Source organism: Pseudomonas caspiana, assembly GCF_002158995.1.
Taxonomy (GTDB): domain Bacteria; phylum Pseudomonadota; class Gammaproteobacteria; order Pseudomonadales; family Pseudomonadaceae; genus Aquipseudomonas; species Aquipseudomonas caspiana.
This window is the reverse complement of the sequence record NZ_LOHF01000002.1, coordinates 385,204-398,986: the sequence shown is the minus strand read 5'-3', so window position 1 is coordinate 398,986 and position 13,783 is coordinate 385,204. Positions and strand designations below refer to the sequence as shown.

At 56.8% G+C, this 13,783-nt stretch carries 12 protein-coding genes; 8 read left to right on the top strand and 4 right to left on the bottom strand.

All coding sequences use genetic code 11. The features are described from left to right. The first annotated feature begins 53 nt into the window (after window positions 1-53). The 8 genes from AUC60_RS04195 to AUC60_RS28090 all read left to right on the top strand — a co-directional run bounded on the left by AUC60_RS04195 (window position 54) and on the right by AUC60_RS28090 (window position 7,067). Window positions 54-536: an FxsA family protein gene (locus AUC60_RS04195; protein WP_027900277.1), complete on the top strand. Its 483-nt coding sequence runs from the start codon at window positions 54-56 to the stop codon at window positions 534-536. A 259-nt stretch (window positions 537-795) separates the two neighbouring features. After that, window positions 796-1,089 carry a co-chaperone GroES gene (locus tag AUC60_RS04190; protein WP_087264828.1) on the top strand — a complete coding sequence of 98 codons (294 nt, stop codon included), beginning with the start codon at window positions 796-798 and terminating at the stop codon, window positions 1,087-1,089. A 51-nt stretch (window positions 1,090-1,140) separates the two neighbouring features. Further along, complete coding sequence (groL, locus tag AUC60_RS04185; protein ID WP_087264827.1) at window positions 1,141-2,787, top strand: chaperonin GroEL; 1,647 nt, start codon at window positions 1,141-1,143, stop codon at window positions 2,785-2,787. 485 nt (window positions 2,788-3,272) lie between these two features. Beyond that, the gene (colR, locus tag AUC60_RS04180) at window positions 3,273-3,956 is read left to right on the top strand and encodes a two-component system response regulator ColR (RefSeq protein ID WP_087264826.1); all 684 of its coding nucleotides are present in this window, start codon (window positions 3,273-3,275) and stop codon (window positions 3,954-3,956) included. After that, complete coding sequence (locus tag AUC60_RS04175) at window positions 3,946-5,226, top strand: sensor histidine kinase (protein ID WP_087264825.1); 1,281 nt, start codon at window positions 3,946-3,948, stop codon at window positions 5,224-5,226. The genes colR and AUC60_RS04175 overlap by 11 nt, the downstream gene beginning before the upstream one ends. 212 nt (window positions 5,227-5,438) lie before the next feature. Further along, window positions 5,439-6,119: a class I SAM-dependent methyltransferase gene (locus tag AUC60_RS04170; RefSeq protein ID WP_087264824.1), complete on the top strand. Its 681-nt coding sequence runs from the start codon at window positions 5,439-5,441 to the stop codon at window positions 6,117-6,119. A gap of 4 nt (window positions 6,120-6,123) precedes the next feature. Then, complete coding sequence (locus AUC60_RS04165) at window positions 6,124-6,840, top strand: lipopolysaccharide kinase InaA family protein (protein ID WP_087264823.1); 717 nt, start codon at window positions 6,124-6,126, stop codon at window positions 6,838-6,840. Next, window positions 6,840-7,067: a hypothetical protein gene (locus AUC60_RS28090; RefSeq protein WP_087264822.1), complete on the top strand. Its 228-nt coding sequence runs from the start codon at window positions 6,840-6,842 to the stop codon at window positions 7,065-7,067. The genes AUC60_RS04165 and AUC60_RS28090 overlap by 1 nt, the downstream gene beginning before the upstream one ends. A 64-nt stretch (window positions 7,068-7,131) precedes the next feature. Here AUC60_RS28090 and AUC60_RS04155 read toward each other — a convergent pair whose 3' ends face one another. The 4 genes from AUC60_RS04155 to AUC60_RS04140 all read right to left on the bottom strand — a co-directional run bounded on the left by AUC60_RS04155 (window position 7,132) and on the right by AUC60_RS04140 (window position 13,779). Continuing rightward, window positions 7,132-10,194: a multidrug efflux RND transporter permease subunit gene (locus AUC60_RS04155; protein WP_087264821.1), complete on the bottom strand. Its 3,063-nt coding sequence runs from the start codon at window positions 10,192-10,194 to the stop codon at window positions 7,132-7,134. A 13-nt stretch (window positions 10,195-10,207) separates the two neighbouring features. After that, on the bottom strand, window positions 10,208-11,359 hold the full coding sequence (locus tag AUC60_RS04150; protein WP_087264820.1) for an efflux RND transporter periplasmic adaptor subunit: 1,152 nt from the start codon (window positions 11,357-11,359) through the stop codon (window positions 10,208-10,210). 242 nt (window positions 11,360-11,601) lie between these two features. Further along, window positions 11,602-12,699, bottom strand: coding sequence for a DUF1513 domain-containing protein (locus tag AUC60_RS04145; RefSeq protein WP_087264964.1), 1,098 nt, complete (start codon window positions 12,697-12,699; stop codon window positions 11,602-11,604). A 15-nt stretch (window positions 12,700-12,714) separates the two neighbouring features. Then, window positions 12,715-13,779 carry an imelysin family protein gene (locus AUC60_RS04140; protein ID WP_087264819.1) on the bottom strand — a complete coding sequence of 355 codons (1,065 nt, stop codon included), beginning with the start codon at window positions 13,777-13,779 and terminating at the stop codon, window positions 12,715-12,717. Window positions 13,780-13,783 lie beyond the last annotated feature (4 nt).

The following is a 13,783-nucleotide window of genomic DNA, read 5'->3' as shown; positions in this document are numbered from 1 at the left end:
TGACGTCACGTAGGGTCTACTGCAAGGCATTCTTGCGTTGAGGAATTCAATTGATGCGTGTTTTTCTACTGCTGTTCCTTCTTTTTCCGGTATTGGAGCTGTTTGTTCTGGTACGGGTGGGCATGTCGATCGGCTTCTTTCCGACATTCCTGATGGTCGTCGCGACCTCGCTGTTGGGCCTGTTCGTTATCCGGGTCGCCGGGTTTGCGACCGCTATGCGCGCGCGTGAAAGCTTGTCGCGTGGCGAGTTGCCTGCCCAGCAGATGCTCGAAGGCCTGATGATTGCCGTCGGTGGCGGGCTTCTTTTGTTGCCGGGTTTCATCAGCGACATCCTTGGCGTGATCTGCCTCCTGCCGATTACGCGTCGGGTATTGGTCAATACCATGCGCAAGCGTGCTGAAGAGCAGGCTATTCGGCAGCGTGCGTTCGCAGAAGACATGCCGGCGAGTAACGATCCGGGTCGTCCGGGTGCGATTCATCCTCCGACTCGCGAACCCGATGTGATCGAAGGCGAGTTCGAGCATCGCGACAAATAATTCCGTCCATAGCTCCGCTGCGCGGCACCTTAGGGTGCCGCGTGCGTTTCATGACGTGGCAGCGCTCGACAAAAAAATTCAACTGCTGGCCTTGTAATCACCATGCCCGCCCTTATGTATGGGTCACCGCAAGGTTTCTGGCCATTTCGCCAGACCGTATTCTGCGGTTCGCTCGTCGAACCGTAACCGGCAGCGCCGGATGTTTTAACCCGCCGGTGTATTCACTGGCCGTTCAAAAACCATAATTAGGAGATCGACAATGAAGCTTCGTCCTCTGCATGACCGCGTCGTAATCCGTCGCAGCGAAGAAGAATCCAAAACTGCTGGCGGTATCGTTCTGCCAGGTTCGGCTGCTGAGAAGCCAAACCGTGGCGAGATCATTGCTGTGGGTACCGGCCGCGTGCTGGACAACGGCGAAGTACGTGCGCTGGCCGTGAAAGTGGGTGACAAAGTGGTGTTTGGCCCGTACTCCGGCAGCAACACTGTGAAAGTAGATGGCGAAGACCTGCTGGTGATGAGCGAGAACGAAATTCTCGCGGTCGTCGAAGCCTGAGTCACCCCACTAGTTTCCGTTACTACTCAAAGTATTTAAGGAAGATCGATCATGGCTGCTAAAGAAGTTAAATTCGGCGATTCTGGCCGTAAAAAAATGCTCGCCGGTGTCAACGTCCTGGCTGACGCAGTAAAAGCAACTCTGGGCCCAAAAGGCCGTAACGTAATCATCGAGAAGAGCTTCGGCGCTCCTCTGATCACCAAAGACGGCGTTTCGGTTGCTAAAGAAATCGAACTGAAAGACCGTTTCGAAAACATGGGCGCGCAGCTGGTCAAAGACGTTGCTTCCCGTGCAAACGATGACGCTGGTGACGGTACTACCACTGCAACCGTTCTGGCTCAGGCTATCGTCAACGAAGGCCTGAAGGCCGTCGCTGCCGGCATGAACCCGATGGACCTCAAGCGCGGCATCGATAAGGCGACCATCGCCATCGTTGCAGAGCTGAAGAAACTGTCCAAGCCTTGCACCGACACCAAGGCAATCGCTCAGGTAGGTACTATCTCCGCGAACTCCGACAATTCCATCGGCGACATCATTGCTGAAGCCATGGAAAAAGTGACCAAAGACGGCGTTATCACCGTTGAAGAAGGCACTGGCCTGGAAAACGAACTGTCCGTTGTTGAAGGCATGCAGTTCGACCGTGGCTACCTGTCTCCGTACTTCATCAACAAGCCGGACACCATGGTTGCCGAGCTGGACAGCCCGCTGATCCTGCTGGTCGACAAGAAAATCTCGAACATCCGCGAAATGCTGCCAGTTCTGGAAGCAGTGGCTAAAGCCGGCCGTCCTCTGTTGATCGTTGCTGAAGACGTTGAAGGCGAAGCCCTGGCGACTCTGGTTGTGAACAACATGCGTGGCATCGTCAAAGTTGCAGCCGTCAAGGCTCCAGGCTTCGGCGACCGTCGCAAGGCAATGCTGCAGGACATCGCTGTCCTGACTGGCGGTACCGTTATCTCCGAAGAAATCGGCCTGAGCCTGGAAACCACTACCCTGGAACACCTGGGTAATGCCAAGCGCGTTGTGCTGAACAAAGAAAACACCACCATCATCGACGGTGCTGGCGTTCGCACCGACATCGACGGTCGCATCTCGCAGATTCGTCAGCAGATCGGTGACACCACTTCGGACTACGACAAAGAAAAACTGCAAGAGCGTCTGGCCAAGCTGTCCGGCGGCGTTGCGGTAATCAAGGTCGGCGCTGGTTCCGAAGTTGAAATGAAAGAGAAGAAAGCCCGCGTTGAAGACGCCCTGCACGCTACTCGTGCAGCCGTTGAAGAAGGCGTGGTACCTGGCGGTGGCGTAGCTCTGGTTCGCTCCCTGCAGGCAATCTCCGAACTGAAAGGCGACAACGCCGATCAGAACGTTGGTATTGCTCTGCTGCGTCGCGCTGTAGAAGCTCCACTGCGCCAGATCGTTGCCAACTCCGGTGACGAGCCAAGCGTTGTAGTCGACAAGGTCAAGCAGGGTTCGGGTAACTTCGGTTACAACGCTGCTACCGGCGAATACGGCGACATGATCGAAATGGGCATCCTGGACCCGGCTAAAGTGACTCGCTCTGCTCTGCAGGCTGCGTCCTCTATCGCCAGCCTGATGATCACTACCGAAGCCATGATCGCTGACTCGCCGGACGACAAAGCACCAGCTGGCGGCGGCATGCCAGACATGGGCGGCATGGGTGGTATGGGCGGCATGATGTAAGCCAGCTTCACCCTCTAGCTGTACCCCATAAAAGAACCCCGCCTTGTGCGGGGTTTTTTTATGGGGAGGACCCTGCCTTTGCTTTGCTTTTCCTTCAGCAGACTACCGCCCCATACAAGTCTCAAGAACAACGCCAAACGAGCGTCGGAAGGCTGAGCGCAGGTGTCGTGGTGTGGGTCGCTCGGCAGGGATGCCGAGCGAGCGCCGTTGGGCCAAGGATGGCCCGTCGGCGCGTGCCCACACCACGGCACCGGAGCGAAGGTACCCCTGCGCAGCAGGGGCCGTACGTCAGCGATAAATGGTTTCCCCCCTTTGCCGAAACAAAGGGGGTCGACCGTAAGGGCGAAACCAAAAATAAGCAGCCCCCAGAATGTTGTTGGCTTCACTCAATATCAAGCTCACCTCAAGTAAGCTCATCTGCCTCTGGCTCTTGCCCCCTATTGGCCTTAAGCTGCGCCAGCCTATTGCTGATGGAGGGCGTGCACATGCGAATTCTTCTTGTGGAAGACAACCGGGACATCCTGGCCAACCTTGCCGATTATCTGGGCATGAAAGGCTATACCGTCGATTGTGCGCAGGATGGCCTCTCCGGATTGCATCTGGCGGCAACCGAACATTACGACCTCATCGTGCTCGACATCATGCTACCCGGCATCGATGGCTACACGCTGTGCAAGCGACTACGAGAAGACGCCCGCCGCGACACACCGGTCATCATGCTGACCGCCCGTGACCAACTGGATGATCGCCTGCAAGGCTTCCGCTCCGGCGCTGACGACTACCTGCTCAAACCCTTCGCCCTGTCCGAGCTGGCAGCTCGTATTGAAGCAGTATTGCGCCGCGCTCAGGGTGGCGGCCGACGCACTTTGCAAGTCGCCGAACTGGTTTACGACCTCGACACGCTGGAGGTAACCCGTGAAGGTCGTATGCTCAAGCTCAACCCGGTCGGTCTCAAACTGCTTGCCGTATTGATGCAGAAAAGCCCTCATGTATTGCGTCGCGAGGTCCTGGAAGAGGCGTTGTGGGGTGATGACTGCCCTGATAGCGACAGCCTGCGCAGCCACGTTCACCAACTGCGCCAGGTGATTGACAAGCCTTTCGACAAACCATTGCTGCAAACCGTACATGGTGTCGGTTACCGTCTGGCCGAGGGCCGGGATGGAGTTTAAACAGAGTCTTGCCCAACGCATCATCATCGCCTTCGCGTTGATGAGCGCACTGGTGGCAGGCTCGTTTGCCATGGGGATCGTCGCGACGGTCCACCTCGTGGAAGAAAAACTGATATCTGCCGGCTTGGGTGGTGATCTGAACCGGTTGCTGCTGCTCGACAGTGTCAGTGACTGGAGTCACCGTCCGGAGCCGGATCAGCTGTTCTATTTCAGCGGCGGCCCGGGAGACTTCGATCTGCCCAGCGACCTCCGGCATCTCGAGCCAGGCTTCCATGAAGTCTTTCGGGGCCCGCTGTCCTATCACGCCATGGTTGAAGTAGTAGACGGTCGGCGTTATGCATTACTCCAGGACCAGAGCGATTTTGAAGAGCGCGAGCGGGTCTTGTTTGCGGTAGTGCTGGTGGGGTTCGTGCTTGCTTTGGGGCTGGCGGTGTTCCTGGGATGGGTGCTGGCTCGGCGGGTCATGGCGCCTGTGGTGCGACTGGCCCGGCAAGTACGCCACCGCGATCAATTACTCGGGCTGGCGCCACCATTGGCACCTGACTACGCGGCTGACGAAGTGGGTGAGCTGGCTGTGGCATTCGATGCGACGCTAGGGCGCCTGCGTCAGGCATTGACCCGCGAGCGCATGTTTACGAGCGACGTTAGCCATGAACTGCGAACCCCGCTGATGGTGCTGGCCAGTTCCTGTGAGTTGCTGCTGGCTAACCCGGCTTTGGATAGCCGGGCCAGGGCGCAGGTCGAGCGGATTGCCCGGGCCTGTGAAGAAATGCGTGACCTTGTACAGACCTTTCTCATGCTGGCCCGCACGCAACGTGAAGACGCCAACATGGTCCCCAAGGTGTCTTTGGAGAGCGTTGCAGAAGACCTGATCGCACTTTGGCGCGCACCCATTGAAAGCAAAGGTCTGCAACTGACCGTTCGCTCGGTCGGTTTGAACGAACCTTCGAGAACCCTCTACAACTCCACTTTTCTGCACGCAGTAATGGGCAACCTGCTGCGCAATGCCTTGCACTACACCGATCAGGGATTTATCACCCTGACGTTGCAGCAAGAAGGTTTTTTGGTGGAGGACAGCGGTGTCGGCATCCCGGAAGAAAAGCGCGAAGCGATGTTCGAGCCCTTTGTAAGAGGCAACGAGCAGCGTGGCGAAGGTCTGGGTCTGGGGCTTTCGCTGGTTCAGCGTATCTGCGAGAACCAGGGCTGGAGCGTCAGTTTGAGCCCGATGGAGCCCAACGGTTGTCGTTTTAGTGTGAAGCTCAAGAAGTAACGAAAGATAAAGCCATCACTGTCGTACCTCTCTTTGTTTCGGTCCCGAGACAAATCTGACACATCCATAATCACGCATCACCAAGGCGGCTAAGTCATTGACGCATCTGGAAACATCTGAATATTCCGTCAACACTTTTTTCACATAAGCATGACCTGAAGATCACAGCGTGCTCTCTATCTTGGCCGGCATCGAGATCAGGAGTGCCCCCCATGAGCGAGCGAATCGAGCTTGAGTTTTCACGCAAGTACGACCAGAAGCATGCCCAACAATATTTGCAAAAACATAAGGACAATCTGTCCCGTCGCTTGTCTCATTGGCGCGATGAACAAATGGCAAGGACCGCTTTGCATCGTGCAGGTGACCCCGGGTTAGTGCTTGATCTGCCCTGTGGTGCAGGTCGTTTCTGGCCATTACTGGCAGAAAAATCGAACCGGATGATCATCGGTGCGGACAACTCGGCAGACATGCTCAAGACCGCTTGTGCTGCTCAGCCAGCAGAAGTGGTGAAAAGGGTACAACCCTTGCAGACATCTGCGTTCGACATAGATCTACCCGATAACGCCGTGGACAGCATTTTCTGTATGCGACTGCTGCACCACGTCGGCCAGGCCGATCATCGCCGCGCTCTGTTAAAGGAGTTTCAGCGTGTTACACGTGACAGTGTGATCATTTCGCTTTGGGTCGATGGCAATTTCAAGGCATGGAAACGCAAGCGCCTTGATCAGCAGCGGCGAGCGAAAAATGGGCAGGAAAGTTACCAAAATCGCTTTGTGTTACCGGCCGCTACTGTCGAGGCTGAGTTTGAGCAGGCAGGTTTTCGTATTCAAGAGAGACTGGATTTTTTACCGATGTATGCCATGTGGCGGGTTTATTTATTGCGTAAGAGGTAACGAGATGGGCATGCAAGCTTCTGTGGAGCCCACAATTTCAAAGGACGAGCGCTTTGATCACTTCTGGGCGCAACATGGAGAATGGGTCGAAGAGCCCAACCAGCGTCGCGGCGGCGAGAGCGGCGTGCAGCGGGTATTAACTGAAGATGGCCGTCTGACCTATATCAAACGGCAGGTTGGGCATACCTATCGCAGTTGGCTGCACCCGCTTGGGCGGCCGACAGTGCTGCGCGAGCGTGACGCTATCGAGGGTTTGAGCCGACTCAATGTCAATGTGCCTGAGCTGATCTACTGCGGCGCGCAATACGATGCAAGCCATGAGTGGCGCGCGCTACTGGTGACTGCTGCTCTGGATGGATTTGTGGAGATTCAAACCTGGTACGCCGCCGGTGGGCGCGAGCACCATGGTGAAGCGCTGCATGATCAATTGCTTCAGGAACTGGCGGCCAACCTGGCACGTATGCACTTGGGACGCTGGCAGCATGGCTGTCTCTATATCAAACACGTATTTATTCGCGTCGTTGGAGACGGTGCCGATGCCAAGGCTGAAGTGGCGCTGCTTGATCTGGAAAAATGTCGACGCCGTTTGAGCGCGGTAGCTGCCGCTCGTCATGACCTCAGACAATTGCGTCGCCACTCGTCGTTCACATCAACAGATTGGCAGAAGTTGGTCTACTTTTACCAGACGGCGTTTGGCAGCGCTATCAAGGGTTTAGACTAATGAAACTAGAACTGGCACGAGGTTTGTTCATTCTAGGTGCGCTGGTGGTTACTTCCGCCGCCATGGCCGCTTGGGTTGAACCTGGAACAAAGGTTTTAAGCGCGTTGCATGGCGAGGGACATTGCCCATTACCGCGAGTAGCGAGAACTCATGAGGTGGTCAGCCCCAGTCATGATCTGTTACTGCTGATGTTCGGATTAGCGCAAGGCTCGGGAACGGCTCGATAGCGTTCCCCGCTCGTGACGTGTCGACTTTAAGGCCCCTTTATTGGGGCCTTGTTGTGTGCGGAGCTCAGCCAGGGTGCGGTTCAGGATCCGGACTTGCGGCAGGTTTTTTATCAGGTGCCGCGAGCAGGGTGTAGACGCAGGGCAGTACGAATAACGTAAATAACGTCCCGACCGACATGCCGGTAGCGATGACCATACCGATATCGAAGCGGCTAACGGCGCCAGCGCCCGTTGCGAGGATCAATGGCACCATGCCAAAGACCATTGCCGCTGTCGTCATCAATACCGGACGCAGACGAATGGCCGCTGCTTCTTCTACGGCCTCACGCACCGACAGGCCCTTTTCTCGTCGTAGCTGGTTGGCGAACTCTACAATCAGAATGCCGTGCTTGCTGATGAGACCTATCAGCGTCACCAGCCCCACCTGGGTGTAGATATTCATGCTCGACAAACCCAGGAACAACGGAACCAACGCTCCGCAAATCGACAGCGGAACCGTGACCAGAATTACCAGCGGGTCGCGAAAGCTCTCAAACTGTGCGGCCAATACCAGGAAAATAATCGCCAGTGCCATGGCGAAAGTCACCCACAGCGCACTGCCTTCCTGAACGTACTGCCGGGAGGCGCCTGCGTAGTCATAGGCATAGCCAGCCGGAGCTTCTTCACTGGCGATCTGCCGCACGGTTTCGATGGCTTCTCCCATGCTGACGATCGGGAATCCCTGAATAATCGCCGAGTTCAGTTGCTGGAATTGATTCAATTGGCGAGGTCGCGCGCGGTCGGTCACTTTAATGAGCGTAGAAAGGGCCAGTAGCTGGCCGTCGCTGTTCTTCACGTAATAGTTATTGAGCCAGCCGGGGTTATCCCGGTAAGGGCGCTCGACCTGAGCGATGACCTTGTAACTGCGCCCTTCGATGGTAAACCGATTGATCTCCTGTTCGCCCAGAAGCGTGGCCAGCGTGCCGCCCAGATCCTGCATGGAGACGCCCATTTGCGCGGCTTTAGCGCGGTCGATGTCGACGACGACTTCGGGTTTGTCAAAGGCCAGGTCGATGTCAAGGAACGCAAACTTGCCGGACTCGGCGGCTCGCGCCTTGATCCGTTCAGCTACCTGCAACAACGACGCATAGTCGTTGGCCGTATTCACCACGAACTGGAAGGGCAAGCCTTCACCGGTGCCAGGGAGCGACGGTAAGTTGAAGCCGAAAATCTGCAAACCGCTGATCTGCGCCAGCCGCGCCTGGACCTCGGGGAGTATTTCCATCTGAGTGCGACTGCGTTCGTCCCAGGGTTTGAGCAGGAAACCGCCGATACCGGTCTGAACACCATTGAATCCATTGATCTGAAACGATGAGTAATACTCGGGGAACTCCTTGAATATCTTGATGAACTCGTCGGTATACCGGTTGATGTAGTTGAGGTTGGTCGGCTGTGGCGACGTCGCCATCATGAAAATGATGCCCTGATCCTCGTCTGGCGCCAGCTCCGATTTGGTGAACTTGAGTAGTACTGGAATCAGGCACAGCACGGTGACTGCGAACACTAGCACTACCGGCCTGGTATTCAGTGTGCCGTGCAGCATGCGCTGGTAGCGTCGCTTGAGTCCGTCGAATGCGCGGTCGAGTTTGTGCGCCAGACCGCTGGGGTTCGCGTCATGTCTTAATAACAGGGCGCACATCATCGGCGACAGGGTGAGGGCAACCACGCCAGAAATCACCACCGCTCCGGCCAGCGTCAGCGCAAACTCCTTGAACAGTGCCCCCGTCAATCCTTCCAGAAAGCCAATAGGGGCATAAACTGCCGCGAGGGTAATGGTCATCGACACGACTGGCATGGCGATCTCTCTGGCGCCTTCAATCGCGGCGTCAAAGGGCGTTTTACCTTCTTCGATGTGCCGGTGAATGTTTTCTACGACGACAATCGCATCGTCCACTACCAATCCGATTGCCAATACCATCGCCAGCAGAGTCAGCAGGTTGATGGAATAGCCCATCAGCTGCATGAAGAACAGCACGCCGATCATAGATAGTGGAATGGTGATGACGGGAATCATCACCGAGCGCAGCGCGCCCAAAAACAGGAAAACCACCACGATGACGATCAATACCGCTTCGATCAGGGTTTTGACGACCTCATTGATTGACGCCTGAATGAAGAGTGTTGCGTCATAGGCAATGGAGACTTTCAGGTTGGGCGGGAGCTGGCTTTCCAGCTCAGGCATGATGCGCCGCACCTCTTTGATCACATCCAGAGGGTTAGAGCTGGGCGTGCCTTTGATACCGATATAAACCGACGGTGTGCCATCGAATGAGCTGACGGTGTCGTAGTTTTCCGCCCCCATTTCCACTCGGGCTACGTCCCCCAGCAGAACCCGGCTGTCGCCCGCCGTCTTGAGCGGAATGGCGGCGAAAGCTTCAGCGGATTTCAGCTCGGTGGTCGCGTTGATGCTGGTGACCACGTATTCGCCTTTGACTTCCCCGGCAGCGGCCAGAAAGTTGTAGCGTCGTACGGCATTGGTCACGTCTGCAGCGGTCAGGCCAAAGCCGGCCAGGCGTACCGGGTCCAGCCATAGGCGCATGGCGAACACCTGATTACCGAGGATTTGCGCTTCCGCCATACCAGGCAGTGTGGCCAGCTTGGGCTGTATGACGCGCGACAGATAGTCTGTGATTTGCGGGTTGCTCAGTTCCGAGCTGTAGAAGCTGACATACATCAGGGCAGAAGCATCGGCGGCTTCCTTGCTCAATACCGGATCTTCGGAGTCCTGCGGTAGCTTGTTTTTTACCTCGTTGGCTTTAGCCAGCAATTCGGTGAACAGCCGGTCGCTGTCCGCACCAATACGCGCATAGATTGAAATCACTGAAAAATTCTGGCGACTCACCGAGGTCATGTAGTCAATGCCTTCGGCGCTGGCCAGGCTTTGCTGCAAGGGTTGAGTGATGTAGCCCTGAATGGTTTCGGCATTGGCACCAGGATAGGCTGTGGTGACGGTAATCAGGGCATTTTCCATCTGCGGATACTGACGAATAGTCAGCTTGCTGAAGGCCTGAAAACCCAACAGTACGATCAGAAGGCTGATCACCGTGGCGAGCACCGGACGACGAATGAACGGATCTGTAAAAGCCATGAGTATTCCTTGATCAGTCAACCTGGGGTTGGCTGTTCTGTTCGGCTTGCAGTGTCTGGTCGGTACTGATGGCTACGTGAGCGCCAGCATCGAGCTTTAATTGTCCGCCGCTGACCACTTGTTCGCCCGCCTTGAGCCCCTTGCTAATAATGACCAGTCCGTCGCGGCGCTCGCCGGTTTCGACGAAACGACGGTCGACGATTAGCTGTATTTCGCCTTTGGCATCTTTCTCTGGCACGCCCTCGGCGTTTTTCCTTGGGACGACGACGTACACGGAATTGCCGTAAAGCGTGTAGGTGATGGCGCTTTCGGGGATAACCACTTGGGTTTTCGGGCTCGGCAACAGCACCTGGAGATTAGCGAACATGCCCGGCAGCAATGTGCTTTGCGGATTAGGCAATGTGGCGCGAATCAGCACGTTGCGGGTTGCTTCATCGACCTTGGGGTTGATCGCGCTGATCGTGGCTTCGAAGCTCTGACCGGGATAAGCCGCAACGCTCACCAGTGCAGTCTGCCCAACCGTGACTTTGGGCAGCGCCTGTTCCGGCACATTGAAGTCTACGTAGAGGCTAGTGAGGTCTTGCAGCGTGGCGATGACGGTACCGCTGGCGAGGTAGTCGCCCACATCCACTTGTCGAATACCGATCGTGCCGCTGAATGGCGCCAGGATGCGTTTCTTTGCCAATGAGGCGTTGAGTTGCGCGACGGTGGCACTGGCCTTTTTGAACTGCGCTGCCAGCTTGTCGAAATCGCCTTTTGAGATGGCCTGATCGCCTACCAGTCGACTGCCGCGGCCGTATTCAACCTGAGCAAGCCCCAGATCGGCTTCAGCAGTACCCAACAGGGCTTTTTCGACATCGCTGTCCAGTTGCAGCAAGGGCTGGCCGACGCGGATTTTTTGTCCTGACTCGAACTGCACGACCTTGACGGTACCAGCGATTTCAAGGCTCAGATCTACGCCTTGCAGGGCCTTCAACGATCCGATGGCCGGAAGGCGGTTCTGCCATGGACGTTCGCTGGCTGTAGCGACTGCAACGCTGATGGGTGGTTTGGGAGCGGTGAACTGTTGAATCTGCTGATAGACAGAAAACGCCTTGTAGGCCGCAAGCAGCAGCACTACAAACAGCACAACACCCAGCATTATCAGCATCCGGCGACGCAGCATATCCATTTCCTTGGAGAGAACCGGGTGAGCCCGGCGAGCGACATTGCTGGATATTACAGCGAGATTGGTCTGGACCGTACCAGCAAAAGAGGTGCTGTCAGTATGTGCTGAATTTTCCTACAGCCAAGAAATCTCTGGCGTTAGCAGAGGGCCTGTAGGCGCTGCCGAAAGCTGCGATGGCGGTGTGTCTGGCGATAGCGTTCGCAGCCTTCGGCGCTCCTGCGAGAAAATACGTGGAGCACTCAGACCAAGTGCAGGTGGTTATCCCAAAGCCCGGCAGGCAGATCCAGTGGCTTGGCGAGCAGTTCGTTTTGGCGGCAGTCGTAAAAACGGCAACGGCCCTGGCCTGAGGTGACTACGAATCCATCTGCAACTGCACCGACACCGGCGCAGTCGGGCAGGGCGGTGTCTAGGCGTGTGGCGCCGGTGTCCAGGTCCCAGATGAAAAACCGATTACCCCTCGGCGCAGTCAGCGCTACCAGCCGCAGGTCGCTGTGAACAGCAACACTGGCGGTGTAATGCCCCATCGACGCAAGTTGTTGCTCCTCTACCGGAAAAGCCACAAACGGCTGCCCCGGACGTTTGATGGCCAGCAGCTCAGAAGACTCGTGAGCGTCCCCCATGAATTGCTGACCGGACACAATGGTACCGTCGCTGGCTATACCCAAGTGACGTACGCTGTTCATGGACTGCGCCAGGGTCTCTTTGCTTAACAGCGTGCCGTCGCGCTGCATCAACACCAGGCTAGGCTGCATGGCATTGAGGTTCATTTCGACGCGACTTTCTGCTTCGGTCCGAATCCCGCCGTTGGCCACTACCAACGTTTCGCCATCAGGCATCCACGACACCTGATGCGGACCAATGCCATGGGTGGATATTTCCCCGGTATGCACCAGACGCTCGTCGACAAACCGATACACGCCAAGCAATCCACGGCCTGGATCAGTGGTGTCATTGTCGGTGGTGTACAGCCACTCGCCGCTGTTGTGGATCACCGCATGACCGTAGAAGTGTCGATCAGGCTGCGAACGAACGGTCTGCAATAGACGTCCGTCGCTCAAGTCGATCAGATAACTCTCTGTGCCCGGTCGACGGGCAACGAACAGCGCCAGATTCAGCGTCGGATGATTGATGATGTCGTGGCAGCGCTGGCCGACCTGCGTTGCAAACACCTGTTGGCCATCCAGACGATAACCCACGGCGTAGTGTCGTCCGTCGCCATCATCGCGAGCGGACAGCAACAGCGGGCTTTTGCCTTTTTGTCGAAACAGCGTCCAGCCACCCAGGGTGCAGGCGCTGAGCAGCAGACTTCCGAGTGCCAGGGCCTGGCGTCGCAACATCATCTTTACCTCCGATCAGTCGCCGTCGTTGGCGTTGAAGCCCAACTGAATACCCAGTGCCTTGGCCAACTCACCTTCATGCAGGCGATGCACGACGTTAAGGCTGTCGTAGAAGGCATTCAACTGTTGGCGACCTTCTTCGCTGGCCAGCAAATCGGCGAGCGGCGGTTTGAGGTCCGATAGCAGTTTACGGCTGGTAGCGTAGGCAGCGTCGATCTTGTCTGCCAGCGGTTTCTGCTCGGCGGGCAGCAGGCCACGCAAGCCCTTGTTGTCGACCCCTGCCCAGACAGTCTGTGCGCTGGCCAGGCTCGCATCCAGGCTGCTCAGCGATGACTGGCTACGCCACGCGTCCGCCTGGAACGGCTGTGGCTGACCTTTGCTCTGACGACCCAGCGGTGTGCCGAGCTTTTTCTTCAGCGTGTCCAGTGCGGTCACTTGTACACGCAGCAATTCGGCGATTGCTTCGTGAGAATCTGCATAGCGCTGGTTGGGGAATTTGCTCAACTGCGCGAGCATGCCGTCGTTACTGTTCCAGCTGTTGAGGATCTCTTCGGCGAGGGCTTTCTGGCGCTCACCAATCGCCGTCAGCAACGGGCAATAACGGGCTTTCTGCTCGGCGTTGGCCATGTCGATGGCAGCGTCGAACAGGATGTATTCATAAGCGGACAGACCTTGAACAACCACGCTGGACTTGGCCAATGCGTCGGGCGTTATCTGCGGCTGGGCGGTCACCAGTTGCTCTACCTGACGGCCGACCAGATTTTTCTTGTCTGGCCAGAACTGCACCTGCCAGGAACGATTGCCCTCGGCCAGCGGCCCGATCAGCAACGGCTGCAGCTCGGCCCAGGTTTTTTGCGCGTAGAGGAAGTCGGCGCGGGCGGTAGCCAGATCAGTTTTGCCTTCGCAGAACGCCAAGGCGCTAGTCGCCAACTTGCGATCAGCATCAACCCAGCGGCTGTAGGTCGGCAGAATCACTTGCTTGGCAATTGCCGCCGAAGTGACCGCTTGCGGGTCCGAAGGCGCACAGGCACCCAGGGCGAGCGCAGCAAGGCTGGTGAAGAGCAGCTTGGGACGGAACATGTCC

Coding starts and splice junctions, on each gene's coding strand:
- AUC60_RS04195 (WP_027900277.1), top strand. CDS start 54: ATGCGTGTTTTTCTACTGCTGTTCCTTCTTTTTCCGGTATTGGAGCTG.
- AUC60_RS04170 (WP_087264824.1), top strand. CDS start 5,439: ATGAGCGAGCGAATCGAGCTTGAGTTTTCACGCAAGTACGACCAGAAG.
- AUC60_RS04150 (WP_087264820.1), bottom strand. CDS start 11,359: ATGCTGCGTCGCCGGATGCTGATAATGCTGGGTGTTGTGCTGTTTGTA.
- AUC60_RS04175 (WP_087264825.1), top strand. CDS start 3,946: ATGGAGTTTAAACAGAGTCTTGCCCAACGCATCATCATCGCCTTCGCG.
- groL (WP_087264827.1), top strand. CDS start 1,141: ATGGCTGCTAAAGAAGTTAAATTCGGCGATTCTGGCCGTAAAAAAATG.
- AUC60_RS04190 (WP_087264828.1), top strand. CDS start 796: ATGAAGCTTCGTCCTCTGCATGACCGCGTCGTAATCCGTCGCAGCGAA.
- AUC60_RS04155 (WP_087264821.1), bottom strand. CDS start 10,194: ATGGCTTTTACAGATCCGTTCATTCGTCGTCCGGTGCTCGCCACGGTG.
- AUC60_RS04140 (WP_087264819.1), bottom strand. CDS start 13,779: ATGTTCCGTCCCAAGCTGCTCTTCACCAGCCTTGCTGCGCTCGCCCTG.
- AUC60_RS28090 (WP_087264822.1), top strand. CDS start 6,840: ATGAAACTAGAACTGGCACGAGGTTTGTTCATTCTAGGTGCGCTGGTG.
- AUC60_RS04165 (WP_087264823.1), top strand. CDS start 6,124: ATGGGCATGCAAGCTTCTGTGGAGCCCACAATTTCAAAGGACGAGCGC.
- colR (WP_087264826.1), top strand. CDS start 3,273: ATGCGAATTCTTCTTGTGGAAGACAACCGGGACATCCTGGCCAACCTT.
- AUC60_RS04145 (WP_087264964.1), bottom strand. CDS start 12,699: ATGTTGCGACGCCAGGCCCTGGCACTCGGAAGTCTGCTGCTCAGCGCC.